This is a genomic window from Stutzerimonas stutzeri, from assembly GCF_002909485.1.
Taxonomy (GTDB): domain Bacteria; phylum Pseudomonadota; class Gammaproteobacteria; order Pseudomonadales; family Pseudomonadaceae; genus Stutzerimonas; species Stutzerimonas stutzeri_AH.
The window spans coordinates 1-23,302 of sequence record NZ_PPXG01000008.1 but is presented as its reverse complement, the minus strand read 5'-3'; the positions used below and the strand labels follow the sequence as shown (position 1 = coordinate 23,302).

Genomic DNA, 23,302 nt, shown 5'->3' with positions numbered 1-23,302 from the left:
AGGCGCCAGGGCCTGATCCAGCTCGTCGGTCAGCGCTGGGTTACTTGATAACCCCGGCTTCCTTGTAGAAGCGCTCTGCACCCGGGTGCAGCGGAATCGGCAGGTTCTGGGTGGCGTTTTCCAGCTTGATGTCCTTGGCCGCGGAGTGAGCGTTGCCCAGAGCCGACAGGTTGTCGAACATCAGCTTGGTCATCTGGTAAGCCACTTCATCGGAGACCTTCTCGTGGGTCACCAGGATGTTGGTGATGGCCACGGTCGGTACGTCGGCGTCCTGGCCGTCGTAGGTGCCGGCCGGAATCACGCCAGCCAGGTAGGCGTCACTGGCGATCTTCTCGACCACTTCGGCCGGGATCTCGACGAAGGTCACCGGCATGGTGCTGGCCAGGTCGCGGATAGCGGCCATGCCCAGGCCCGAGGACTGTAGGGTGGCGTCCAGCTGACGGTTCTTGATCAGCTCGACCGACTCGGCGTAGGGCAGGAACTCGACGCGGCCCATGTCCTTGTAGTCCAGACCGGCGGCCTTGAAGATCGCGCGGGCGTTCAGCTCGGTGCCGGATTTCGGCGCGCCGACGGAGATGCGCTTGCCCTTCAGGTCTTCCAGGGTCTTGATGCCCGATTCCTGGCTGGCGACGATCTGAATGTAGTTGTTGTAGGTGCCGGCAATGGCGCGCAGGCGCTTGAGCGGGGCTTTGAAACCGGCGTCCTCGACACCGTTCCAGGCATCTTCCACCGAGTCACCCAGCGAGAAGGCCAGCTCACCACGACCGGCCTGCAGCAGGTTGAGGTTTTCCACCGAAGCCTTGGTCGCCTGTACCGAGGTCTTGGCGCCGTCGATCTTGTTGTACTGCTGCGACAGGGCGACGCCGATCGGGTAGTACACACCGCTGGTGCCGCCGGTGAGGATATTGATGAAGGTCGGCGCAGCGACGGCTGCAGTGCTGGCGGTGAAAGCCGCAGCGGCAGCAAGCAGGCCCAGGCGTTTGGTCAGTCTCATGGGTGGATCTCCGTTTCGTTGTTATTGGCTTACGCAGCATGGATGACGATAGACGATGCCGCGTTCGAGGAACGCGCCAAACGAACAAGCGGAGGGGCGATGACGGCGGGAAAGGCATCCCGGCAGGTGGATATCGCTGGCAGCTCTTCTTGTCGTTGGAATGGCATCGAGCACATTGCCATTAGCAGAAGCCGTGCCATGCCGTGCGGAGGCTCTATATCAGGCCTCTATGGCGTCCTGAAAACGCTGATCGGCAATAATCCGCCTATCGCCTCAAGATAATCGGCGGTATCTCGCTCATGCCGGCGCGAACCTTGGGTGATGGCAGCCTTCGAATGAGCAGGCAGAAAGAGGAGAGCTGGATGGCTGAGCCGATAAGCGCGAAGGACTTGGGCATCGATGTGGCGCGGGGCGAGGGTGAGCTGTTCAAGTGGCTCATTGCTAGCTTTCTGTTCGGCAAGCGCATCCAGCGCGACATTGCTGCTGAGGCTTACCGGATGCTGGTCGAGCGCCATGGCCTTGATACGCCGCGCAGGCTCGGAGGTGCCGGCCAGCGCCGGCTGGTACAACTGCTTGGCCAGGCCCGCTACGTGCGCTATGACGAATCCACCGCTGCGCGTCTGCTCAAGCTCTGCGAGAAGCTCGAAACGGAGTACGACGGCAGGCTGGGCCGCCTGCGTGAACTTGGCGAGACACGCGTCGACGTGGAAAAGCGCCTGCAATCGTTCGAAGGTGTCGGGCCGAAGACCGTGGAAATCTTCATGCGCGAGGCGGTGAAGGTCTGGTACTGAGCGCGCCGGACGGCGCTTGCCATGGCCAACCGAACGGTTACAGTGACGCCATCGCTACGTCGAAGTCCGCCATGCGCATCTTTCTGCTCGTTCTCAGCCTGTTCCTGCCCATCGCGGCCAGCGCCGCGCCGGCACCCTATTATCAGTGGCAGAGCAAGCTCGACGGCACCATCATCTGCCGCCAGACCTCCCCGGGTGACGGCTGGGAGCAACTGGATGGCCGCCCCTTCCGCGACCTCAATTGCACCATGCCTGCCGCTCGGGTCGAACGCCCAAGTAGCGTGCCGGGGTTCCGTCCGCAGCCGGGGCGGTGAGTTGGCCGACATTTTCCGGGCCTGCATATCGAACGCTGAAGCCGCCTCACATAGATGTCTGCCGGCGATTGCGTCCTTGGCACTGTAAATCGGCGGGCTGAAGCCCACCCTACAACGCACCCACCATCGTCTTCCAGGCTGGCCGGGCGGCGCTGCGCGCTTCCGCCCGTAGGGTGGGCTTCAGCCCACCAATGTGCGCCAGCTCAGCGTGATCGCAGGTGTTCATCGATCAAGGCCAGCAGGTGCCCCACGCTCTCCTCGATCGGTGTGGAGTTATCCAGGCGGATGTAGTCGTCCAGCTCGCCAGCGAACAGTGCGTTGCGCGCCAGTCGCGATTCGATCTGTTGGTCGGTTTCCCGCCCGCGCGCTTGCAGGCGCCGGCGCAGCACGTCCTGCTCGACGCTGAGCAATACCGCGAGCAGGTCCGGGTAACGCTGCCGCGCCTGTGGTAGATAACCGCGCGAGCCGTTGACCAGCACATGCTCGCCGGCCGCCAGCCAGTCGTCGATCTGCACTGGTATGCCATAGGCCAGACCGTTGGCGCGCCAGCTGAGGGCAAAGGCGTGTTGCGCTTCGAGACGTTCGAACTCCGCCGGCGTGACCGCCTGTGCGGCTTCGCCGGTGGCCTCTGCAGAACGGGTGATCACCCGTCGCGCAACGCGGACGCGGCGCTCGGCTAAAGCCGGGCGTGCGGCGTCGAGCAGGCTGTCTTTGCCGGCGCCGGATGGCCCGATCAGATAGATCAAGCGGCCTTGCATGGGGGCTCCAGAGTTTTGGTAGGTAGCGAGGGGCTGCCAGTATAAGGCGAGCCTGGGATGTCCGGTGTCGTAACGGGTGCCCGTATGGCGGAACATTCAGCATCGATCCATGCACGCGGCTCTTTGCCCCGACGGATCGGGCCCCTAAGCTGACGGCATTACCGCGCCCCGTGCTGCCGCGTCGCCTACACGACGGCCAGGCATTGAAGAGAAAGAGGAAGAGCATGAAACAGAAGATCGTATTCATCACCGGCGCCACCTCCGGCTTTGGCCGCGCCACCGCCCGCCGTTTCGCCGAGGCTGGCTGGGCACTGGTGCTCACTGGCCGTCGCAGCGAGCGCCTGGAAGAGCTGCAGGCCGAGCTGTCGAGCAAGGTGCCGGTGCACATCGCTACCCTCGACGTGCGCCACGCCGGCGCGGTCAAGGATGTGGTTGAACAGCTGCCCGCCGAATTCCGCCAGATCGATTGCCTGGTCAACAATGCCGGCCTGGCCCTGGCGCCACAGCCTGCGCAGCAGGTCGATCTCGCCGATTGGCACACCATGATCGATACCAACATTACCGGCCTGGTCAACGTCACCCACACGCTGCTGCCGACGCTGATCGAAACGGGCAAGGGCGCCAGCATCGTCAATATCGGCTCGGTGGCCGGCCATTGGCCTTATCCGGGCGGCCACGTCTATGGCGCGACCAAGGCCTTCGTCGAGCAGTTCGGTTACAACCTGCGCTGCGATCTGCTCGGCACCGGCGTGCGCGTCACCGACATCGCCCCGGGTATGGCCGAAACCGAATTCACCCTGGTCCGCACCAAGGGCGATCAGGACGCCAGCGACCGGCTGTACCGCGGCACCACGCCGCTGACCGCCGAGGACATCGCCGAGCAGATCTTCTACGTCGCCACCTTGCCGGATCACATCAACATCAACCGCCTGGAAGTGATGCCCACCCGTCAGGCCTGGTCGCCGTTCAACATCAATCGCGACAAGTAATCGGCTCCAAGAGGCGCGGCGTGCAACGCGCCGCGCCTGCTGCATCCCCGCAAACCGGCCGTTCAGACGCATCGTTAACCTAGGCGTAACGATTGTGCCCGCTGCTTGATTGATGACTCTTCGGTCACGTCCCTACTGTGCGCTCCACAAAGCGGAAAACTGTGGAGTCAGCATGACAACAACAATATCCCCACCGCCGCAGTGGTCGCGTCGTCGCGCTGAAAAAGCCCGGCGTCTCGATCAGGTGCGCAACCTCGCCAATGGCGTGGTGTTGCCGAGCGACAAGATCGTCGCGGCGCTCGAAGCGCTGATCGCCCCCGGTGATCGGGTGGTGCTCGAGGGCAACAACCAGAAGCAGGCGGATTTTCTCTCTCGCTCCCTGGCCCAGGTCGACCCCGGCAAGCTGCACGACCTGCACATGATCATGCCCAGCGTCAGCCGCGCCGAGCACCTGGATCTGTTCGAGCGGCAGATCGCGCGCAAGCTCGACTTCTCCTTCGCCGGCCCGCAAAGCCTGCGCATCAGCCAGCTGCTCGAAGACGGCCTGCTGGAAGTCGGCGCCATCCACACCTACATCGAACTCTATTCGCGCCTCTTGGTGGACCTGATCCCCAATGTCGCGCTGGTGGCCGGCTTTCAGGCCGACCGCCACGGCAATATCTACACCGGGCCGAGCACCGAGGACACCCCGGCGCTGGTCGAGCCGACCGCCTTCAGCGACGGCATCGTCATCTTCCAGGTCAACGAGATCGTCGACGAGCTGCCGCGGGTAGATATCCCGGCCAGCTGGGTCGACTTCGTCGTGGTGGCCGACAAGCCGTTCTATATCGAGCCGTTGTTCACCCGCGACCCTCGCCATATCAAGCCAGTGCACGTCTTGATGGCGATGATGGCGATCCGCGGCATCTACGAAAAACACAACGTGCAGTCGCTCAACCACGGCATCGGTTTCAACACCGCCGCCATCGAGCTGATCCTGCCGAGCTATGGCGAATCCCTCGGCCTGAAAGGCAAGATCTGCCGCAACTGGACGCTCAACCCGCACCCGACGCTGATTCCTGCGATCGAGACCGGCTGGGTCCAGAGCGTGCACTGCTTCGGCACGGAGCTAGGCATGGAGAATTACATCGCCCAGCGCCCGGACGTGTTCTTCACCGGCCGCGACGGCTCCATGCGTTCGAATCGCATGATGTGCCAGCTGGCCGGGCAGTACGCGGTGGACCTGTTCATCGGCGCGACCCTGCAGGTGGATGGCGACGGCCATTCCTCCACCGTCACCCGCGGGCGCCTGGCCGGTTTCGGCGGCGCGCCGAACATGGGCCACGATCCGCGCGGTCGTCGCCATCCCACGCCGGCCTGGCTTGATATGGCCATGCCCGGCGGCGAAGCCCCGGTGACCATGCTCGAACGCGGCAAGAAGCTCGTGGTGCAGATGGTCGAGACCTTCCAGGAGGGCGGCAAACCCACCTTCGTCGAGCAGCTCGATGCGGTCGAGGTGGCGAAGAAGAGCGGCATGCCGCTGGCGCCGATCATGATCTACGGCGACGACGTCACCCATCTGCTCACCGAGGAAGGCATCGCCTACCTGTACAAGGCGCGCTCGCTGGAGGAACGCCAGGCGATGATCGCCGCGGTGGCCGGCGTCACCAGCATCGGCCTGCGGCACAACCCGAAAGACACCGAGCGCATGCGCCGCGAAGGGCTGATTGCGCTGCCGGAAGACCTCGGCATCCGTCGAAACGACGCGTCTCGTGAATTGCTCGCTGCCAAGAGCATCGCCGAACTGGTCGACTGGTCCGGCGGCCTCTACAACCCGCCTGCCAAGTTCAGGAGCTGGTGATGAGCGCACTCATTGCACGACAGGCGCCGTCCGCGGCCGAGCGCCTGGCCGATCTGGCGGTGCAGGCACTGGTCGACGAGGCCGATCTGTCGCCCAAGCCGGGGCTGGTCGACCGGCGCGGCAGTGGCGCCCATCAGGACCTGCATCTGGGGCTGATGCACGCCTCGGCGCAGTCGCTGTGGCCGGCCTTCGCCGCTATGGCCGATGCGGCGCGGATCGAAGGTCGGGTCAGCCAGGCGCTGCGTGAAACCCTCGGCCAACTGGGCCGCGACGGTGAAGCGGAGATGCTGCGCGTCACCGCCGGGGTCAATACCCATCGCGGCGCGATCTGGGCGCTGGGGCTGCTCAGCGCGGCGGCGATGCTGGAAAGCGGCGCTTCGGCTGGCGAGATTGCCGCCGGCGCGGCCGCCCTGGCGCGGCTGAACGATCCGGCTGCGCCGCATAACCCGGACAGCCATGGCGCGCGGGTCTGCCGCCGCTACGGCGTGCTCGGCGCCCGCGAACAGGCCCAATACGGCTTTCCCGCAGTCATCGAGCACGGCTTGCCGCAGCTGCTGGCCAGTCGCCGCGCCGGCGCCGGCGAGCAGAACGCCAGGCTCGATGCACTGCTGGCGATCATGAGCAGCCTGACCGACACCTGCGTGCTGCATCGCGCCGGTCTGGAAGGGCTCACCCGCATGCAGGCCGGAGCCCGCGCCGTGCTCGAAGCCGGTGGTGCCGCCAGCCTCGCCGGTCGTCGCCAGCTGCGCCTGCTCGATCGCGACATGCTCGCCCTCAACGCCTCGCCGGGCGGCGCCGCCGACCTCCTGGCCGCCACCCTTTTCCTCGACCGTCTGGCGCCGCATGCGCCGGCGCCGACTGGGAGCAACTGAACATGGAAACCCTGTCTTTCGAATTCGCCGCCGGGCAACCCGCCCGTGGGAAGGCCCTGGTCGGCGTGGTCGGCTCGGGCGATCTGGAAGTGCTGCTGGAGCCCGGCCAGGCCGGCAAGCTGGCGATCCAGGTAGTCACCTCGGTCAATGGTGCCGAGCAACGCTGGAAGAGCCTGTTCGAGCGGATGTTCCGCGAGCAGACGCCACCGGCATTGAACATCGATATTCACGATTTTGGGGCCACACCCGGCGTAGTGCGTCTGCGCCTGGAGCAGGGACTGGAGGAGGTCGGCCATGACTGATGTGTCCGCTAACACCGTGGCCCGTTTACTCGAGTCGCGCAGCTTCGTCGAACTCGGTGCCCGCCAGCGAGCACGTGCGCTGCTGGACGACGGCAGCTTCCGCGAATTGCTCGATCCGTTCGATCGCGTCACCTCGCCCTGGCTGCCGAAGCAGGGCATCGTCACCCAGGCCGACGACGGCGTGGTGGTCGCCAAGGGCACCATTGACGGCCAGCCGGCGGTGATCGCCGCCATCGAAGGCGCCTTCCAGGGCGGCAGTATGGGCGAAGTCGGCGGCGCAAAGATTGCCGGCGCGCTGGAACTCGCTGCCGAGGACAACCGCAACGGTATCCCGACCCGCGCCGTGCTCTTGCTGGAAACCGGCGGCGTGCGCCTGCAGGAAGCCAACCTGGGCCTCGCCGCCATCGCCGAAATTCAGGCGTCGATCGTCGAGCTGCGCCAATACCAGCCGGTGATCGGTGTGGTCGCCGGCTCCGTCGGCTGCTTCGGCGGCATGTCCATCGCCGCCGGGCTGTGCAGCTATCTGGTCGTCACCCGTGAAGCGCGCGTCGGCCTCAACGGCCCGCAGGTGATCGAGCAGGAAGCCGGTCTCGACGAGTACGACTCACGTGACCGCCCGTTCATCTGGAGCCTGACCGGCGGCGAGCAGCGCTACGCCTCGGGTCTGGTGGACGCCTACGTGGCCGACGACACCGACGCCATCCGCGCGCAACTGCACGAACTGTTCGCCCTCGGCAAGCCGCTGCAGCCGCGCAGCCGCCGCCACGCCTGGTTCCTCCAGCGCTTGGCCGACGTCGACACCCGCACGCAGCTCGATGCCGCCGCCGTGCGTGCCCTCTACGAAGGAGATGCCCAATGAGCCGTGGACTGAACTGGTTGCAAGCCCTGGCCGGCGGTCAGGTACTGGCGGGCTATCCGGCCTCGGTGAAGGTGGTCGACGGCACCCTGGGTGAGCGCGCCGCCCGCTATATCGCCGTGGTGCCAGACGCCGAGAATCCATTCCCGCGCGCGCGCAATGGCGAGGTCGGCCTGCTCGAAGGCTGGGCGCTGGGCCAGGCGCTGGATGAAGTCATCGAAGCCGATCGCGACAAGGCCGACAAGCGTGTGGTGGTCGCCGTGGTCGACGTGCCGAGCCAGGCCTATGGCCGCCGCGAGGAGGCGCTGGGCATTCACCAGGCGCTGGCCGGTGCGGTGGACGGCTATGCCCGTGCGCGGCTGGCCGGGCACCCGGTGATCGCGCTGCTGGTGGGCAAGGCCATGTCCGGCGCCTTTCTCGCTCATGGCTATCAGGCCCAGCGGATCATCGCCCTGCGCGATCCGGGCGTGATGGTGCATGCCATGGGCAAGGCCGCCGCGGCGCGCATCACCCTGCGCAGCGTCGAGGAGCTGGAAGCCCTGGCCGAATCGGTGCCGCCGATGGCCTACGACATCGACAACTACGCGACCCTCGGCCTGCTCTGGGAAACCCTCTCGGTGGACAGCATCGAGCAGCCCTCGGCGGACGACCTGCAGCGTGTGCGCGACTGTCTCGCCAAGGCCGTCGCGGACATCGGCGGCAGCAGCGATCTGCGCGGCCGTCTTGGCGCGCCGAATCGCGAGGCGTCGTCACGGGTGCGCGAGCTGTTGCGCGCGCAGTGGTAGCGAACACCTGAGCGGCGTATCCGCCGAACCCGTCAGCGACTCGACAACAACAATCGCGAGGAGGCTGTAGATGCACGACACACCACGCCCCCACGACCTGCTCTGGGGCATGCGTCCCGAGCAGCTGCCGGACGATGCGCCCGTCTGGGCGGTCGCCGTGCTCGCGGCTGGCCAGCCGGTGGTGGTGCGGCGTGCGCGTGTGGCCGCCGGTCTGGTCGCGGTCGGTCTGCGGGGTGCGACGCGCGATCAACGCCTGGCCGCGCTGATGCCGATCGAGGCGATCAGTCATCGGCTCGCGCCGGAAGCACTGCTCGCTCGTCAGGCCAGCGAGGATCTGCCGGTGTTCCGTGTGCTGGCCGAGATCCGCCCGTTGCTCGATGCGCTGGGGTATGTCTGGGGCGTCACCGGCTCGGCGGGCTTTCAGCTCGCCACCGGACTCCCGACGGCGCATCCGGACAGCGATCTCGATCTGCTGCTCAGAACCGATCATCCGCTGCCGCGTAGCGAAGCACGTATGTTGCTGCAGCTGCTCGAAGGCCACGCCTGCCGCGTTGACCTGCAGCTTGAAGCCCCATTAGGTGGCATCGCGCTGCGCGAGTGGGCGAGCAGCGCATCACGGGTTCTGGTCAAGACAACAGATGGCCCGCGGCTGGTCGGCGATCCTTGGGATCAAGCGGAGTTGGCAGCATGAGCAGCCTATTCGCTTTTCCCGGGCAGGGCGCGCAGAAGCCCGGAATGTTGCAGCGGCTGCCCGAGGCGCCGGAAGTCGCCGCTACTCTGGCCGAGGCCGGTGCCGTGCTCGGCGAGGATGCGCTGCTGCTCGATTCGGCCGAGGCGCTGCGTTCGACCCGTGCCGTGCAGCTCTGCCTGCTGATCGCCGGGGTCGCCGGCGCGCGGCTGCTGATGCGTGGTGACCAGCGGCCGGATTACGTCGCCGGGCTGTCCATTGGCGCCTATGCCGCGGCGGTGGTCGCCGAGTCGCTGGATTACGCCGATGCACTGCGTCTGGTCGCGCTGCGCGGCGAGCTGATGCAGCAAGCCTATCCCGAAGGCTTCGGTATGACCGCGATCCTCGGGCTATCGTTGAGCGCGGTCGAAGGCCTGCTGGCGGAAGCCAAGGAGCCCGCCTACCTGGCCAATATCAACGCCGACAACCAGCTCGTCATCGCCGGCAGCGATGCCGCCATGACTGCAGTCGCTGCCCAGGCCAAAGCGCTCGGTGCATCCTGCGCGCGGCGCCTGGCGATGAGCGTGCCGTCGCATTGCGCGTTGCTACAAGCGCCGGCAACGCAGCTCGCCGAGGCCTTCGCCAACGTCAGCCTGCGCGCTCCGCAAATTCGCTATCTGAGCAGCTCGTCTGCGCGCCCGATATTCGATACCGAGCGCCTGCGCGACGACCTGGCCTTCAACATGTGCCGCGTCGTCGACTGGCACGGCACCCTGCGCACCGCCTACGAGCGCGGCGTGCGCTTGCATATCGAACTGCCCCCCGGCTCGGTACTGACCGGGCTGGCGCGGCGGGTTTTTGAACAGGGTACGCTGATCGCATTCGACGGCGCCCGGCTCGACACACTGGACGCCTTGCTGCGTCAGGAGGGCAGCCAGAGCCGATAGACCGCGTGCACATTCAGCGCGAGCCAGCCTTAACTCGCCGACTGATCGATGGATAAAAACAACTACCTCGACAACACGCGCTCAGCCCTCTGCAAGCTGCAGCGCAACCAAAAGGACAAGAACAATGATCATCTTTGGTGTGGCCTTTCTGGCCTTGTGTACCCTCACCGGCATCTTTGTCGGTGAGCTGCTCGGCAAGGCGATCGGCGTGCCGGCCAATGTCGGCGGCGTGGGCATCGCCATGGTGCTGCTGATCCTCATCGGCAGCTATCTGAAGAAACGCGGCCTGTTCAATCCGGAGTCGGAACAGGGCATCAAGTTCTGGAGCGCCGTGTACATCCCGATCGTGGTCGCCATGGCCGCGCAACAGAACGTTTACGGCGCACTTGCCGGCGGACCAATGGCGATTCTTGCCGGCGTCGCTGCGGTCGCGCTGGCCTTCATGCTGGTCCCGGTGCTCGATCGGATCGGTCGAAAAAAGCTTGAGGCCGACCCGACACTGCCGGCTGATCCAGTCAAGCCGCTCACCAGCAGTGGACGGGGGTAACGGCCATGTACGAATCTCTCATGAAAGTGATCACTGGCTACGGCCTGATCAGCGGCTTCGCCATTATCGGCGCAACCATGTGGATCTCCTACTGGCTGTCGGACAAGCTCACCAAGGGCCGCCTGCATGGCTCGGCGGTGGCCATCCTCATCGGTCTGCTGCTGTCGTACATCGGTGGCGTCGTCACCGGTGGACAGAAGGGTTTGGTGGATATCGCGCTGTTCTCCGGCATCGGCCTGCTCGGCGGGGCCATGCTGCGTGACTTCGCCATCGTCGCCACCGGTTTTGGCGTCAGCGTCGACGAGCTCAAGCGGGCTGGCATGGTCGGCGTGCTGGCGCTGTTCATCGGTGTGCTCGCCTCCTTTGTCGCTGGCGTGGCAGTTGCGTTCGCGTTCGGCTACACCGATGCGGTCAGCCTGACCACCATCGGCACGGGCGCTGTGACCTACATCGTCGGCCCCGTCACCGGCGCGGCCATCGGTGCCAGCTCTGAAGTGATGGCGCTGTCCATCGCTGCTGGCCTGGTCAAGGCGATCGTGGTGATGGTCGCGACGCCCTTTGTCGCGCCCTACATCGGGCTGAACAACCCGCGCTCGGCGGTGATCTTCGGCGGCCTGATCGGCACCTCCAGCGGCGTCGCCGGTGGCCTGGCTGCAACCGACCCGAAGTTGGTGCCCTACGGCTGCCTGACGGCCGCGTTCTATACCGCACTGGGCTGCCTGCTTGGCCCGTCGCTGCTGTTCTTCGTCATGCGCGGGTTGCTTGGCTAGCGCGCCGATACTCACCCCATCGTCACCCGCAACGCGCTCTTCGGAGCGCGCTTGCGTTCAACAAGGAAGGTAGAAAGATGAGCACTCTTAAGGTCAGTCATAAGCTGATTCTTGGCTTTGCTGCCGTGCTGGCGCTAACCCTGGCCGTTGCCCTGATTGGCATCTACGGCATGGATGCACTGGTGTCACGCAGCGAGAAAGCGCAGAGCGCAGCCCGATTGCTCGATGAAGCCAATCGGATTCGCTATGCGCAGGTCAGCTTCGAAACACGCGGCGATCCCCGTCATGTGGAAGCGGTCGAGCAGTCGGTAGCTCGCATTACCGAACTCGTGCAGCAGCAAAGGGCCGAGTTTAGCGATCCGCAGGACCTGCAGCGTCTGGAAACGATCGCCAGTGATGCACAGCATTACCGCGAACGATTTCTTGAGCTGGCTGCGCTCTGGGAACGAAAGGTGAAGACGCGTAGCAGTTGGGTGGACGCCGGCAATACCTCCGACGCCCTGATCGCCGAGCTTGAATCGCGCTGGGCCGGTACCCCGGATAATCCGGTCATGCACGAGGGCCCGCGCACCGCGGCCATCGGCCTGCAGGCCGGTGAAGTGTCCAAGCACAACCGAATGGTGCGCTTCATGGTGCGTGGTTATCTGATGACCGAAACCGAGCAGTCCCTGCAGCAATTGCAGCAGCAGTTCGAAACCCTGCAGGCTGCGGTGGACAGGCTTGATACGCAACTAGCTGGAGTTCCGGGGGCGGACCTGCAGCCATTGCGGGAGTCGGTGGCAACCTACATTCGCCAGTTCGGCCAGCTGCCGCCCATCGTCGCGGCCCAGGTGCAGGCGCGCGCCGAGATGCAGGCCATCTTCGACAGCATCTACCGCAATACGAATGAAATCGTGCAGGCGCAGACCGACAAGCGCAGCGTCGAAGCAGACGAGAAAAAGGCGCTGTTGCTAGGCATTACCTTGCTGGCAGTGATGCTCGGTTTGGTGATCAGCTGGCTTATCGTAAGACAGCTCACCCAACCGCTGGCCCAGGCGGTAATGATTGCCGAGCGCATCGGTGCGGGCGATATGACCGACCAACCGCGCCAGCGGCGTAGCGACGAATTTGGCCAGTTGCTCGATGCACTGGACCTTACGCGCGGCAACCTGCGTGACTTGCTGGGACAAATGAGCGGCATTACCAGCCGGCTGGCCGCTGCCGCCCAGGAGCTTTCTGCGGTGTCCGAGCAGGCCAGTGCCGGCATCCAGAGCCAGCGTCTGGAAACCGACCAGGTCGCCACGGCCATGCACGAGATGGCGGCAACCGTGCAAGAGGTGGCGCGCAACGCCGATGAGGCCTCGGGCGCCGCCCAGCAGGCTGATCGCCAAGCTGCGCAGGGCAATACCGTGGTGCAGCGCGCACTGACCCAGATCGACCGTCTTTCCTCGCAAGTTGGCCTTTCTGCCGAAGCCATGGATCAGCTCAACCGGGAAGCGGCCGGTATCAGTACGGTGCTTACCGTGATCAACGGCATCGCTGAACAGACCAATCTGCTGGCACTTAATGCAGCTATCGAGGCGGCCCGCGCCGGCGAAGCTGGCCGTGGCTTTGCCGTCGTCGCCGATGAGGTGCGTGGCCTGGCGCAACGCACGCAGCAATCGACGGCGCAGATAGAGGAGTTGATCGGCAATCTGCAGAAGGGCGCGCTGCATGCCTCGTCGCTGATGGACAGTAGCCGTGGTCTGGCCGACGAGACGGTCAGCTTGGCGCGTGATGTCGGCGATGAGCTGCAGGCGATCACCCGCATGATATCGACCATCCAGGCGATGAATCTGCAGATCGCCACGGCTTCGGAAGAGCAGAGTTCAGTGGCTGAAGATATCAACCGCAGCGTGCTCAACGTTCGTGACGTGGCTGACCAGTCGGCGTTCGCTGCGGAGCAGACCGCCGCTTCGACGGTCCAGTTGGCAAGGCTGGGCAACGAATTGCAGACCTTGGCCGGACGCTTCCGGATCTGAGGTCACTTGTTCAGCAGCATGGAGCGGCATGCGGTTTTCTCTCTCCCTGCGGCTGCGGGGTGGCTGAAAGCGGGCGTGGCCTCTCGTCCGTTGGCACAAGGTCGGGGGTTACAGCGGCGTAATTTTCTGGCAGGGTGTTTCTGCGATTGCGTGACGATTTGCCACAGCTGGCAATCGACGCGAATCAATGTGATTGCGGGAGAGACTGCCACATGGCAGCGCCGAAGGAGCAACCGCCCCGGAAACTCTCAGGCAAAAGGACCGCTATCACTGCTGACACTCTGAAGAGCCGCCCGGTTTTCGTCGCCGGGCGCACCGAAGGAGCAAGCGAGCCGTCACGCGCTCGTGAATCTCTCAGGTCCAGAACAGAGGGGGCGCCCGCCGCGCGTTGGGCGCACGGGCTATAACCCCCCTGACGTTCTGGAGCGACAACAATGAAAACAATCGCAGTCATCGGTGGCGGCATCACCGGCGTCACCACCGCCTATGCCCTGGCCAAGCGCGGCTTCTCGGTTACCTTGCTGGAAAAGCATCGCTACGCGGCGATGGAAACCTCGTTCGCCAACGGTGGCCAACTATCGGCCTCCAATGCCGAGGTCTGGAACCACTGGTCGACCATCGTCAAGGGCATCAAGTGGATGCTCAAGAGCGACGCGCCGCTGCTGGTCAATCCCAAGCCTAGCTGGCACAAGCTGTCCTGGTTTGCCGAGTTCATCGGCTCGATTCCCAACTACCGGCAGAACACCGTTGAGACCGCACGCTTGGCCATGGCTGCGCGCGAGCATCTGTTCGCCTGGGCTGACGAGGAAGGCATCGACTTCGACCTGAAAAAGAAAGGCATCCTGCACATCTACCGTGACAAGGCTGGCTTCGAGCATGCCGGGCTGGTCTCGCGTCTGCTTGCCGAAGGCGGTCTGCCGCGGCGTAGCGTGACGCCAGAAGAGATGCGCGCCATTGAGCCGACTCTGGCCGGCACCTACTACGGCGGCTATTTCACCGAGTGCGACTCCACTGGCGACATCCACAAGTTCACCCATGGCCTGGCCACCGCGATCGAGCGACTCGGCGTGCGCTGCCTCTATGGCGAGGACGTGCAGGCGGTGGCCACCGATGGCAAACGCGCGACCGTGACGCTAGGTGGCGTTGCCGGTGGCGAGCGCCTGGAGTTCGATGGACTGGTGATCTGCGCCGGCACCGCTAGCCGCGCCCTGGCAGCGCAGCTCGGCGACCGGGTGAACATCTATCCGGTCAAGGGCTACTCGATCACGGTCAACCTGACCGACGAGATCAGTCGCGCCTCGGCACCCATCGTCAGCCTGCTCGACGACGAGACCAAGCTGGTCAGCAGCCGCTTGGGCGACGATCGCTTCCGTGTCGCCGGCACCGCCGAATTCAACGGCTACAACCGAGACATCCGTGCCGATCGCATCCGACCGCTGGTGGACTGGGTAAACCAGTGCTTCCCCGGTGTGAACACCCGCAGCGTGGTGCCCTGGGCCGGTCTGCGCCCGATGATGCCGAACATGATGCCCAAGGTCGGCCGCGGCAGCTCGCCGTGCGTGTTCTACAACACCGGCCACGGGCACCTGGGCTGGACGCTGAGCGCGATCACCGCGGACATGGTCGGTGACGTGGTGGCGCAGAGCCTGGGCCGGGCGGCTCCGGTCGCGTCCGAGCAGACAGCCGTCGCTTGACGCAGTCGGCCGTAGGGTGGAAGACGGCGAAGCCTCTTCCACCGCTGCGTGCCAGATCGGCGCTGTGCCATGGCCGGCTTCACGCGAGGCGCAGGCATCTGTGTTCCGGCGTGCCGTTGAGTGTCCGCGTGAGGCTCCGGCGTATCGCGATTCTGCGGCGTGGAAAAAGACTGTGTGGATAAGCTTCGCGTTATCCACCCTACGTTGCGCCAAACACAGTGGTCGTAGGGTGGAAGACGGCGAAGCCTCTTCCACCACTGCTGCGACGAGCATCCCGCTCTGACTGGCTATATGCCGATACATGGAAAACCGCTTCCCGGGGTTTGCGCCCTGAGCTGCTTCAGCTCGGGTGTTTCAGGCTATACATCCTGCATTCGGCCAGGAGCGCTAGCAGGTTGGGATCACGCTCCTTCGCCTTGAGGAACACCACGCCGATATGCTGCTGCAGGCGATAGCGCGCCTCTAGTGGGATCAGCCGCACCCGCGATTCGTAAACCATCCCCACACGCCCTGGCAGCAGCGCGTAACCGACGCCGGAATTGACCATGCTGAGCAGGGTGAAGATGTCGTTCACCTGCATCGCCACCTTCGGCTCGAAGCCTGCTTGCTGAAACACTCGATTGCCATCCTGATGGGTGGCGAAGCCTTGCGACAGCGTGATGAAGGTGGCATCACGCAGCTCCTTCAGATCCACCTCTGGCTGATTGGCGAAGGGAGAGTCGGCAGGTGCGGCGAGGAAGATGTCGTCGGAAAACAGCTGCACCTGGGCACAGTCTGCGTCGGCGACGCTCTCGTTGAGCGACACCAGGATCGCGTCCAGCTCCATGTTCTTCAGCTTGTAGAGCAGGTCGACGTTGGAGCCGAGGATGAGGTCGATGTTGAGTTCGCTGCGGCGCAGTTTCAGACCCATGATCAGCTGTGGCACGGTTTTCACCGTCAGCGAATACAGCGCGCCGAGCTTGAAGCGCTCGGCCGAAAAGCCAGCGGCCTCGCGGGTCTGGCGCACTGTCTCGAGCACATCCTTGACCAGCTGCTGGGCGCGCTCTTCCAGCACGTAGGCGCTTTCCAGCGGGATCAGGTTGCGCCCCTCGTGCTTGAACAGCGGGCAGCGCAGGGCGCTTTCCAGCGAATGGATGGCACGATGCACACTGACGTTGCTGGTGTTCAGCTCCACCGCGGCCTTGCCCAGATTGCCGCTGCGCATGAAGGCCAGAAACACTTCCAGCTTCTTCAGGGTCAGTTCTTCGTCGATCTGCATGGCTTTGGCTCCGCGGGCGGGTCGACGATTATGCCGAACTCACAGCGGGTCGGGCGGGAAAGGCGCGGGTTTTGCCGACTCAGGAGAAGATCGCTTCCTCGTCTTCCGGAATCACGTCGGTGACGAACACCCGGGCGTGATCGCCTTGCGCGTCTTCGATGCGCAGGCCGAAGTAGAGCTCGTCGTTGGCGTCCCAGAACGCCTCGATCTGCTCAAGTGAGGCATGCTCGAGCAGGACCTGGCCGGTGTGGTCGAGAATGATGGAATAGCGTCGATTGGCGGACATGTAAGTGACTCTGATTCATCGGAATGCTGCGGGCTCAGCTGTGATGTCATTTTGTCACTTCACGCGACTTAATCCCTGTCCGTTCATCGCCCGAGCGGTTTTGCCTGCCGAACGGTTTGGTCGCCTGGCTGGAAAGCCAGAGCTGGGTTAGCACACTCGGTGCCTTGCGTTAGGCAATGGCACCGGCGCTTCGTGGTGTGCTGGCCGCCAGCCGTTCCGCATTCTGGTTGTCCTCGATGGCACGCCATTCTGCGACCAGCTCTGGCAGGTCCGGCCGCTCTGCGTGTTCGCCAAAGACGCTGCGCAGTGACACCACCCGCTCCGCCTGGGCAAGCAGGCGCTGCTGTGTGCGAGGTGAATTTTGAAACGGTACTGCTGTGGGGTTTTGTCAAAGTCGGCGGGCAATGCGCCTTCGAGCGTAAAAGGCCGAGCAGGCCGAGCGGCGTGCAGGCAGGCCACATAAGGTCGCCTACCTTGATTTTGGCCATATATGTTTATGCTGTTTTGTTTTCAACAGGATCCTAGATCAGCTACCGTGCGACGCTAAAGCAGCAGAACGCTCACCGAGTATCAGTCTCCAAGGCGGCGAGTCAGCCGACATTTAAGCGAACGTAGGCTTAGGCGAGCTCTGGAGTTGCGCTAGCTGTGCTGCCTTGCGATTTAAATCCATGGCCAGCCACTGCTCAATCAGACTCGAGATATCGTCCCGCTGCCAGAGATCGCCAAAAATATCTTGAGCGATCAGCTTCCGATCTGCTTCGTTCAACAGCCGTTGTCGGGCACGGTTCAGCGCATCGCGTTGCTGGGCACTTAGCTGGCGAACGGCAGTAATTCCATCGCTGTAGAGTTGCATCAGCTCAGAGTCTGTTTTGTTGTAGAAGCGGCTATCGTGGCGCAATCTGATCACGTGTCGGAATTCGACAAAACTGCGTGGCCGCCAGCTTGCCAGCTCCTCTTCGGCGTTTCGTATAAGCCCATCGATGTCCGTAATTTCCGCACGCGTGAACAGTGCACCACCGCGCTCCGTAACGCTGCTATACCAGCGCAACATGGTGGTCAGCATGGCCCGACTATAGCCGCTGTCGCTTGAGTGCTCGGAAAACGAGGCTAGCTGACTAATGAACGCGGTGCGCTCAGGCATATCGTCTTTCAGGTTCAGAGCACCTGCATAACGGGCGCAGGCTTGTTCGTCGATCAGCGCGCAGTTGGGTTGCCACATAACGGCACTTGCACTGCCACTGCCCGGTTTTCGTGTCGCGAAATGGCGTTGTTCGCCATGATGTTGATAAGGGTCGCCTTGCAGGTTGAGCAAGCCCCCCAGAAGTAAAGAAATGCCTATCGCTGGGGAGTTAAATAACGCGACGACTCCTGCCGCGGCGAGCTTCCATTCTGCGTCCATCCATATAAACGGAACCCCGGGAATTGGATCGTTGTGGTTTACCAGGCGATGATGTGTAAGTTCGTTGGCGCTCTGGACGAACGCTTGATCGGCAGCGCGGGGGGCACCATACGTATAAAGCTGTGTATCTTTAGACCAGTTCGAGTTTATCCATGCAGACAGAAGCAGCGCGACCGCACCGCCTAGACTGTGTCCGCAGACGATAATAGTCTGCCCTATGTAAAAGGCTTCCATATAGCGCTCGACGAACTTTTTGGCTGCGCTGAAAGCGTTGTAGAAGCCTCGATGCGCTTGGCCAGTACCTTCTTTGAACGGAACCTGTCGTGCGTCGGCGTCTAGCAGAAAATCCTTTAGCCCAAGGGTGCCACGCACGGAAATCAACATGATCTTATCGTTATGGGTGATGAAAGCCTGAGTGTCGGATTGCTCGTGATGCAGAAAGTGCACATCTTCCGGATTGCGCCACCCCTTCGAGGCTTCTTTTTGATAACGCTCCGGGTCGTACGGCATTACTTCCAAACGCTTGGAATAAGGTACTTCCTCGTACAGAAGGTGATAGCTCGCTTCACCAAAGAGCTGGGACTTTTCTAGGCGGGCCAGCTGTTCGCGCAAGACATGCCCTATCGAGCCCGGATTGGAGTAAGGAGGTGGGTTTGAAACGTAAGGTCTTCCTGGTTCCTGATGCGTACTGAACGGGGCGTAAGCGAAGGCACCCATCACCGCCAGATGATAGGCGTTCAAGGCGCAGAATGTTTTGTCTCTCGAGAGCAGCGGACTGTATGCGCGAAGTGCTTTGACTTCCAGCAAGTGGTGAGTATCCGGTGCCAGAGCGATCCCTGGGTGGCATTGTGCAATGCCGGCGTTGCACTTGAGCTGGGCCGTTGGGCGAGGCTCCCAGGTGAAGTCGCGCTCCGGCAGATGGCCCGTGGCTTCGGCAAAATCGCTGACCTCCACCCTGAGGAATCGAGCGCATTCCCTTTTAGCCCGAGCTTCCGCTAAGAAAGTTTTCCCATCGGAGCGACGCGGGCCGGAAGGCGTCTGTTCTGCCGCTATTTGCAGTGCCGTTAAAGGGAGCCTGAAGTCTTCGCGGCTTGATATCGCCGTGTACCATGCATCGTTTCCTGAGTAGCCCTCCGATAGCTGGAGTACCGACACCCCAAGATAGAGCTGTGATACTTCAGCGTATCCATCCTCATCTAGGTGGCCTACGTATGTTTGCCCTTGGCTATCGTGCAGCTGATAAGCAAGCCCAGCATATGGTTTCCCAGTTCCGTGCTCATCTACCAACCGAAAACTAATTCCTTTTTGACGGTTAGGGCATTTTAGACTGACGGTGCTTGGCGTAAAGTCCATCCGTTATTACTCCGTGCAATTTGGGAAAACTGAGCACACGCGGCCGTTCATCTTAAAGGTGCGAAATTGAGGTGGTTCTGTGCAGTGTTCTTCGTAATCAGTGCCCCACCGCCCTGTGCAAGGTTTCCAACCATGTTGTGTTTTTAACCAATACCCTCGTAGGTATGGTTTGTATGCGGTACTGATACTGATATCAAGTTCTACGGTTTTATTTATTAGTTCGCTAATTGCAAGGTGAGCTCCAGCCCCGTTACAGCTCAGCAGCCTACTGACCTCACCTTTACGGGAATATGCTTTGCTAAGCTGAAACAGCCATATACATTCAGCTGTCTTGCTCAATCTTCCGTTGCCATCGAATCGCGGCGCGCCTTCCGGCAGCGCGTCGACCAGCTCCAGCCCTCCATTGTCGTAGGTGCGTTGCCAATCCTTGTCGCCGTAGCGGCCATTAATGAACAGGCCTACGCGAGCCAGGCGCATCTCGCAAAGACCGTCGCGGTAGTTGACCGGTATCCTGAATCGATACGCGTGAGGGCTGTCTTCGAAGTCACTCTCAAAGGAGCGCGTGCGGGCGCGGCCGTTGCAGCCGTTGGCGACACCATAGTGCGCCTGAGCCTCTAACGCGAAATCGGCCGGCAGCTCGCCTTGCAATGTAAAGGTGTCGGCGCCGACCGAGCCGAGCGTGCTGCAGCCGCTGAGCAGTAGGCCCAACATCGCAGGCCATAGGTGAGCACGTAGGTAGCGGCTACGGAAAAAGGAGTGAGACGTCATCTCATCAATCCTGTGCAGAAGAGTTTGAAGCCAGCGCTGAGCTGACTCGCGAATAATGAGCTTCCGGTGTTTCCTGGTCGGTTGGCAGCCAGGCAGGATGCTTGGCAAGTGTAGGGTCGAGCTGGTAGCGGAGCAGAAAGTGCAGTTGCGGCTCACTGTGGCAGTACCATTCCTTCGCTTTGTCGAGTTGATGGTCCAGCCAGCCAGCCAGCCAGTCACTCACCACTTGGCTTTCGGCGAGCCCCCCATCAGTGCATCGATGGCCTGTTGGTGAAAGTTCAGCCGCAACTTGAAGGGCCGAAAGAGGGATCGGGAAATGCTCTCTGTTGAGTAAACCCGTATACCATTGGTCGTTGCCGACATAATCGTTTGGAAAAGACAGAACCAAGGGCCCGCCATGGACATTATCAACATGTGCATAGCCGTCTCCATCTAGCATTGCGGTGTAATCAAATCCATGACTGTCAGTTACCTTGTAGGGCAGTCCCGCGTAGGGCTTGCCATTTCCGTGCTCGTCTACCAAACGAAAGCTTATCCATGCCTGGCGAATCGGGCATTGTAATAAGGTCTGCGAGGTCGAGTTACTCATCCGTTAGTCACTCTGTGCAGTTCGGATAGACCGTGCAAGTACGGCCATCCATTGTGAATGTACGAAATTGTGGCGGGGCTGTACAAAGCTCTTCGAATTTTGTTCCCCAGCGGCCCGTACATGGCTTCCAGCCTGTAGCTGTTTTTGTCCAATAATTCCTCATGTAGGGCCTGTCATCGCCGCCTAATTCAAAGCTGAGCTTTATATTGCTTTGAGAAAGAGCGCTGCGTAACAAATAAGAACCCGCGTCTTTGCAGTCCAACATTTTGGCTATTCCTAGCTCCAGCTTGCTGATTTGGAATAGCCATGAACATCGAGCCGTTTTAGATAAAGTTCCATCTGCTTGATAGGGTGTAGTGTTCGGCGGAAGCTCATCAACAACCACCAACCCCCCATTGTCGTAACTTTTTTGCCAATCTGCCTCTCCGTACTTTGCATGAATAAAAAGCCCGACCCTAACCAGCTGCAGATCACACAGACCGTCGCGATAATTAACCGGAATTTCGAACCGATACCCATGCGGCGCCTTTTCATAGTCCTCCTTGAAGGTCTCCACATGACCGCGGCCACTACAACTCTCGGACCCGCCGTAATGCGCCTGGGCCTTCAGTGCGAAATCGGCAGGTAGCTCGCCTTGCAATGTGAAGGTGTCGGCGCCGACCGAGCCAACCGTGCTGCAACCGCTGAGCAGTAGGCCCAACAGCGCAGGCCATGCGTGAGCGCGCGGGAAGCGGCTACGGAAAAAGGTGTGAGCAGTCATCTGTTCGATCTCGTGCGGAAAGGCTTGAAGTCAGCGCTGAACTGACTCGCGAATAGTGGGCTTCCGGTGTTTCCTTCGCGGTCGGTCGCCAGGCCGGGTGATCGGCCAGTTCGGGGTCGAGCTGGTAGCGGAGCAGGAAGTGCAGTTGCGGCTCGCTGTGCCAGTGCCATTCCTTCGCTTTGTCGAGTTGATGGTCGAGCCAGTCACTTACCACTTGGGTTTCGGCGAGCCGCGTGGTCGCCTCCGTGTGGTTCTGCCATAGCCACAACTCGAGGTTGTGGTGTGCCACAGCACGTTGTACCTGCTCTGGCTCTGGGATGGACAACCAAGGTTTTTCGAAGGGCTCGCGGTACTCCCCTGGCAGCTCGTTATCGAACCATTGCCAGTCCTGACCATCCCAGCAGAGCGCGCTGGTCATTGGGCCAAGCAGCAGCGGACGTTGTGACGCGTTCAGTTCGCCGAGGTGACGCGCGATGATGCGGTTGTCTTGGAAACGATAAAGCGAACGCTGCCCTTGTTCGTCGGCAAAGATGCGAGCTTGCCAGTGCTGAGTGAGCGCAGCCATGTCGGCGGGGTCGACGCTGGCGAGCCAGCCCCAGTTCTGCTCCGGTGCATCGGTCAGCGAACGTAGCTGCGTGAGATTCCGCTCGTTCAGCAATATCAGCCAGGGGCCGACGCCAGCCATCTCCTCGACCTCGGTGCCCTGATATAGATTGGCGTAGCTGTGCACCAGATCCGTTGAGAACAGGCTAAGCAGCGGAGTCGGTTCTGCAAGGCTGTCGATAACGAGCAGCAGCTGTCGGCTCTGGATTTGTTGCTCGCTGAGCCAGTGTTCGACCCTGTCGTTCATCGGCCGCCTCCAACTTCACACATCCCCGCCCGGCACGCTTCGCAGATCGGGCAACGGCTGGCGGCAATTTGTCGGGCCTTGCGCGCCAGCTGCAGTTGGGTATTGGCCAGCGCGAGCTTGGGCTTGGCGCCGGCCTTGTCTTGGTCGGCTGCCCAAGGAATCCGAGGAGAGATGACGTTCACGCCTGAACCTGTGCCAGCCGAGCCGCCAGAGTTGATCTTGATGTTCGCCCCACTCAGGGTCACGCCGCTGGGGTCGAGCTTGAGGAAGCTGCCGCCGCCGTTGGCGGTGAGTTCCATGCCGGCGTCGATGACCACTTTGTTGCCGGCGTAGTAGTGGATTTCGTTGCCGGCTTCGACGAACTGCCCGGTGCCGATCTTCAGGTGCTGGCTGTTGCCGACGGTGAGGTGGTCGTTGGCGCGGACTTCGGCCTTGCGGTCGGCGTGGGTGGTGCGGTGCTCTTCGGCGCGGAATTCGGCGTAGCTGTTGGCTTCGACGGTGTCGTGGCGCTCGTGGCCGACGCGGATCTTCTGGTCGTGCTCGATGTTCTCGTCCCAGTCGCGCTGGGCGTGAATGTAGATTTGCTCGGCGCCCTTGCGGTCTTCGATGCGTAGCTCGTTGTAGCCGCCACCGCCAGGGCTGCTCAGGGTCTTGAACACTGTGCGGCTCTTGTTCGCCGGAAGGTCGTAAGGGACCTGGTGTTCCTTGTGGTACAGGCAGCCGGTCACCAGTGGCTGATCGGGATCGCCTTCGAGGAAGGTGACCAGCACTTCCATCCCAACGCGGGGGATGGCGATGCCGCCATAGCGGTCGCCGGCCCAGCTCGAGCTGACGCGTAGCCAGCAGCTGGTCTTGTCGTCGGCCTGGCCTTCGCGGTCCCAGTGGAATTGAACGCGCACGCGGCCGTACTCGT

At 62.5% G+C, this 23,302-nt stretch carries 25 protein-coding genes and 1 riboswitch; of the genes, 14 read left to right on the top strand and 11 right to left on the bottom strand.

Features of this window, described 5'->3' with window-relative positions; genetic code table 11:
* Positions 1-40: 40 nt before the first annotated feature.
* Entirely contained in the window at positions 41-994 is a 954-nt protein-coding gene (locus CXK91_RS18060; RefSeq protein WP_103457457.1) for a TAXI family TRAP transporter solute-binding subunit, read from the bottom strand.
* Between the two features lie 362 nt (positions 995-1,356).
* Between CXK91_RS18060 and CXK91_RS18055 the strand changes: the two genes are divergently transcribed.
* Both CXK91_RS18055 and CXK91_RS18050 read left to right on the top strand, forming a co-directional pair.
* Positions 1,357-1,785, top strand: coding sequence for a DNA methylase (locus CXK91_RS18055; protein WP_103457456.1), 429 nt, complete (start codon positions 1,357-1,359; stop codon positions 1,783-1,785).
* A 71-nt stretch (positions 1,786-1,856) separates the two neighbouring features.
* Positions 1,857-2,099: a hypothetical protein gene (locus CXK91_RS18050; RefSeq protein WP_103457455.1), complete on the top strand. Its 243-nt coding sequence runs from the start codon at positions 1,857-1,859 to the stop codon at positions 2,097-2,099.
* Between the two features lie 203 nt (positions 2,100-2,302).
* Here CXK91_RS18050 and phnN read toward each other — a convergent pair whose 3' ends face one another.
* Entirely contained in the window at positions 2,303-2,857 is a 555-nt protein-coding gene (gene phnN, locus CXK91_RS18045) for a phosphonate metabolism protein/1,5-bisphosphokinase (PRPP-forming) PhnN (RefSeq protein WP_103457454.1), read from the bottom strand.
* A 224-nt stretch (positions 2,858-3,081) separates the two neighbouring features.
* Between phnN and CXK91_RS18040 the strand changes: the two genes are divergently transcribed.
* From CXK91_RS18040 to CXK91_RS17985, 12 genes are all read left to right on the top strand, one after another.
* Positions 3,082-3,846 (top strand): SDR family oxidoreductase, encoded by a 765-nt coding sequence (locus CXK91_RS18040; RefSeq protein WP_103457453.1) that lies wholly within the window; start codon positions 3,082-3,084, stop codon positions 3,844-3,846.
* Positions 3,847-4,018: 172 nt separating this feature from the next.
* A complete protein-coding gene (gene mdcA / locus CXK91_RS18035) occupies positions 4,019-5,686 on the top strand; it encodes a malonate decarboxylase subunit alpha (RefSeq protein WP_103457452.1) in 1,668 nt (555 codons plus the stop codon).
* Positions 5,686-6,558 (top strand): triphosphoribosyl-dephospho-CoA synthase, encoded by an 873-nt coding sequence (locus CXK91_RS18030; protein WP_103457451.1) that lies wholly within the window; start codon positions 5,686-5,688, stop codon positions 6,556-6,558. The genes mdcA and CXK91_RS18030 overlap by 1 nt, the downstream gene beginning before the upstream one ends.
* A gap of 2 nt (positions 6,559-6,560) precedes the next feature.
* The gene (locus CXK91_RS18025; protein ID WP_003281886.1) at positions 6,561-6,860 is read left to right on the top strand and encodes a malonate decarboxylase subunit delta; all 300 of its coding nucleotides are present in this window, start codon (positions 6,561-6,563) and stop codon (positions 6,858-6,860) included.
* Positions 6,853-7,719 carry a biotin-independent malonate decarboxylase subunit beta gene (locus tag CXK91_RS18020; protein WP_103457450.1) on the top strand — a complete coding sequence of 289 codons (867 nt, stop codon included), beginning with the start codon at positions 6,853-6,855 and terminating at the stop codon, positions 7,717-7,719. The genes CXK91_RS18025 and CXK91_RS18020 overlap by 8 nt, the downstream gene beginning before the upstream one ends.
* Complete coding sequence (gene mdcE / locus CXK91_RS18015; protein WP_103457449.1) at positions 7,716-8,501, top strand: biotin-independent malonate decarboxylase subunit gamma; 786 nt, start codon at positions 7,716-7,718, stop codon at positions 8,499-8,501. Before CXK91_RS18020 ends, mdcE begins: the two co-directional genes overlap by 4 nt.
* Before the next feature lie 70 nt (positions 8,502-8,571).
* Positions 8,572-9,192 carry a malonate decarboxylase holo-ACP synthase gene (locus CXK91_RS18010; protein ID WP_103457448.1) on the top strand — a complete coding sequence of 207 codons (621 nt, stop codon included), beginning with the start codon at positions 8,572-8,574 and terminating at the stop codon, positions 9,190-9,192.
* Positions 9,189-10,115 (top strand): malonate decarboxylase subunit epsilon, encoded by a 927-nt coding sequence (gene mdcH, locus CXK91_RS18005; RefSeq protein WP_103457447.1) that lies wholly within the window; start codon positions 9,189-9,191, stop codon positions 10,113-10,115. Before CXK91_RS18010 ends, mdcH begins: the two co-directional genes overlap by 4 nt.
* A 124-nt stretch (positions 10,116-10,239) precedes the next feature.
* The gene (gene madL / locus CXK91_RS18000; protein WP_003281894.1) at positions 10,240-10,662 is read left to right on the top strand and encodes a malonate transporter subunit MadL; all 423 of its coding nucleotides are present in this window, start codon (positions 10,240-10,242) and stop codon (positions 10,660-10,662) included.
* Positions 10,663-10,667: 5 nt separating this feature from the next.
* Positions 10,668-11,432, top strand: a complete 765-nt coding sequence (gene madM, locus CXK91_RS17995; RefSeq protein ID WP_058065382.1) for a malonate transporter subunit MadM — start codon at positions 10,668-10,670, stop codon at positions 11,430-11,432.
* A 77-nt stretch (positions 11,433-11,509) separates the two neighbouring features.
* On the top strand, positions 11,510-13,432 hold the full coding sequence (locus CXK91_RS17990; RefSeq protein WP_103457446.1) for a HAMP domain-containing methyl-accepting chemotaxis protein: 1,923 nt from the start codon (positions 11,510-11,512) through the stop codon (positions 13,430-13,432).
* Between the two features lie 186 nt (positions 13,433-13,618).
* Positions 13,619-13,706: riboswitch (glycine riboswitch) on the top strand.
* A gap of 160 nt (positions 13,707-13,866) precedes the next feature.
* Positions 13,867-15,126, top strand: coding sequence for a D-amino acid dehydrogenase (locus tag CXK91_RS17985; protein WP_103457445.1), 1,260 nt, complete (start codon positions 13,867-13,869; stop codon positions 15,124-15,126).
* Between the two features lie 340 nt (positions 15,127-15,466).
* Here CXK91_RS17985 and CXK91_RS17980 read toward each other — a convergent pair whose 3' ends face one another.
* From CXK91_RS17980 to tssI, 9 genes are all read right to left on the bottom strand, one after another.
* Entirely contained in the window at positions 15,467-16,384 is a 918-nt protein-coding gene (locus tag CXK91_RS17980) for a LysR family transcriptional regulator (protein WP_102826841.1), read from the bottom strand.
* A 79-nt stretch (positions 16,385-16,463) separates the two neighbouring features.
* Entirely contained in the window at positions 16,464-16,670 is a 207-nt protein-coding gene (locus tag CXK91_RS17975) for a hypothetical protein (RefSeq protein ID WP_103457444.1), read from the bottom strand.
* 169 nt (positions 16,671-16,839) lie between these two features.
* Positions 16,840-16,983, bottom strand: a complete 144-nt coding sequence (locus CXK91_RS17970) for a hypothetical protein (RefSeq protein ID WP_256055811.1) — start codon at positions 16,981-16,983, stop codon at positions 16,840-16,842.
* 288 nt (positions 16,984-17,271) lie between these two features.
* Positions 17,272-19,422: a lipase family protein gene (locus CXK91_RS17965; RefSeq protein ID WP_256055810.1), complete on the bottom strand. Its 2,151-nt coding sequence runs from the start codon at positions 19,420-19,422 to the stop codon at positions 17,272-17,274.
* 6 nt (positions 19,423-19,428) lie between these two features.
* A complete protein-coding gene (locus tag CXK91_RS17960) occupies positions 19,429-20,190 on the bottom strand; it encodes a hypothetical protein (RefSeq protein WP_256055809.1) in 762 nt (253 codons plus the stop codon).
* Positions 20,191-20,194: 4 nt separating this feature from the next.
* Positions 20,195-20,779, bottom strand: coding sequence for a hypothetical protein (locus tag CXK91_RS22945; RefSeq protein WP_256055808.1), 585 nt, complete (start codon positions 20,777-20,779; stop codon positions 20,195-20,197).
* A gap of 7 nt (positions 20,780-20,786) precedes the next feature.
* Positions 20,787-21,539 (bottom strand): hypothetical protein, encoded by a 753-nt coding sequence (locus CXK91_RS17950; RefSeq protein WP_103457443.1) that lies wholly within the window; start codon positions 21,537-21,539, stop codon positions 20,787-20,789.
* Positions 21,514-22,389, bottom strand: coding sequence for a DUF4123 domain-containing protein (locus CXK91_RS17945; protein ID WP_103457442.1), 876 nt, complete (start codon positions 22,387-22,389; stop codon positions 21,514-21,516). The genes CXK91_RS17950 and CXK91_RS17945 overlap by 26 nt, the downstream gene beginning before the upstream one ends.
* Positions 22,386-23,302, bottom strand: a 917-nt coding sequence (gene tssI, locus CXK91_RS17940; RefSeq protein ID WP_146048135.1) for a type VI secretion system tip protein TssI/VgrG, incomplete at its 5' end; no start/stop codon positions are given. The genes tssI and CXK91_RS17945, both read right to left, overlap by 4 nt.

Bases quoted from the DNA above. Each gene is read 5' to 3' on its own strand.
- CXK91_RS18010 (WP_103457448.1), top strand. From the start codon at position 8,572: ATGCACGACACACCACGCCCCCACGACCTGCTCTGGGGCATGCGTCCC.
- CXK91_RS17950 (WP_103457443.1), bottom strand. From the start codon at position 21,539: ATGACTGCTCACACCTTTTTCCGTAGCCGCTTCCCGCGCGCTCACGCA.
- mdcA (WP_103457452.1), top strand. From the start codon at position 4,019: ATGACAACAACAATATCCCCACCGCCGCAGTGGTCGCGTCGTCGCGCT.
- CXK91_RS18030 (WP_103457451.1), top strand. From the start codon at position 5,686: ATGAGCGCACTCATTGCACGACAGGCGCCGTCCGCGGCCGAGCGCCTG.
- CXK91_RS22945 (WP_256055808.1), bottom strand. From the start codon at position 20,779: ATGAGTAACTCGACCTCGCAGACCTTATTACAATGCCCGATTCGCCAG.
- mdcE (WP_103457449.1), top strand. From the start codon at position 7,716: ATGAGCCGTGGACTGAACTGGTTGCAAGCCCTGGCCGGCGGTCAGGTA.
- CXK91_RS17990 (WP_103457446.1), top strand. From the start codon at position 11,510: ATGAGCACTCTTAAGGTCAGTCATAAGCTGATTCTTGGCTTTGCTGCC.
- CXK91_RS18040 (WP_103457453.1), top strand. From the start codon at position 3,082: ATGAAACAGAAGATCGTATTCATCACCGGCGCCACCTCCGGCTTTGGC.
- mdcH (WP_103457447.1), top strand. From the start codon at position 9,189: ATGAGCAGCCTATTCGCTTTTCCCGGGCAGGGCGCGCAGAAGCCCGGA.
- CXK91_RS18025 (WP_003281886.1), top strand. From the start codon at position 6,561: ATGGAAACCCTGTCTTTCGAATTCGCCGCCGGGCAACCCGCCCGTGGG.
- CXK91_RS17975 (WP_103457444.1), bottom strand. From the start codon at position 16,670: ATGTCCGCCAATCGACGCTATTCCATCATTCTCGACCACACCGGCCAG.
- CXK91_RS17980 (WP_102826841.1), bottom strand. From the start codon at position 16,384: ATGCAGATCGACGAAGAACTGACCCTGAAGAAGCTGGAAGTGTTTCTG.
- CXK91_RS17985 (WP_103457445.1), top strand. From the start codon at position 13,867: ATGAAAACAATCGCAGTCATCGGTGGCGGCATCACCGGCGTCACCACC.
- CXK91_RS17945 (WP_103457442.1), bottom strand. From the start codon at position 22,389: ATGAACGACAGGGTCGAACACTGGCTCAGCGAGCAACAAATCCAGAGC.
- CXK91_RS18050 (WP_103457455.1), top strand. From the start codon at position 1,857: ATGCGCATCTTTCTGCTCGTTCTCAGCCTGTTCCTGCCCATCGCGGCC.
- CXK91_RS18020 (WP_103457450.1), top strand. From the start codon at position 6,853: ATGACTGATGTGTCCGCTAACACCGTGGCCCGTTTACTCGAGTCGCGC.
- CXK91_RS17960 (WP_256055809.1), bottom strand. From the start codon at position 20,190: ATGACGTCTCACTCCTTTTTCCGTAGCCGCTACCTACGTGCTCACCTA.
- CXK91_RS17965 (WP_256055810.1), bottom strand. From the start codon at position 19,422: ATGGACTTTACGCCAAGCACCGTCAGTCTAAAATGCCCTAACCGTCAA.
- phnN (WP_103457454.1), bottom strand. From the start codon at position 2,857: ATGCAAGGCCGCTTGATCTATCTGATCGGGCCATCCGGCGCCGGCAAA.
- CXK91_RS18055 (WP_103457456.1), top strand. From the start codon at position 1,357: ATGGCTGAGCCGATAAGCGCGAAGGACTTGGGCATCGATGTGGCGCGG.
- madL (WP_003281894.1), top strand. From the start codon at position 10,240: ATGATCATCTTTGGTGTGGCCTTTCTGGCCTTGTGTACCCTCACCGGC.
- CXK91_RS18060 (WP_103457457.1), bottom strand. From the start codon at position 994: ATGAGACTGACCAAACGCCTGGGCCTGCTTGCTGCCGCTGCGGCTTTC.
- madM (WP_058065382.1), top strand. From the start codon at position 10,668: ATGTACGAATCTCTCATGAAAGTGATCACTGGCTACGGCCTGATCAGC.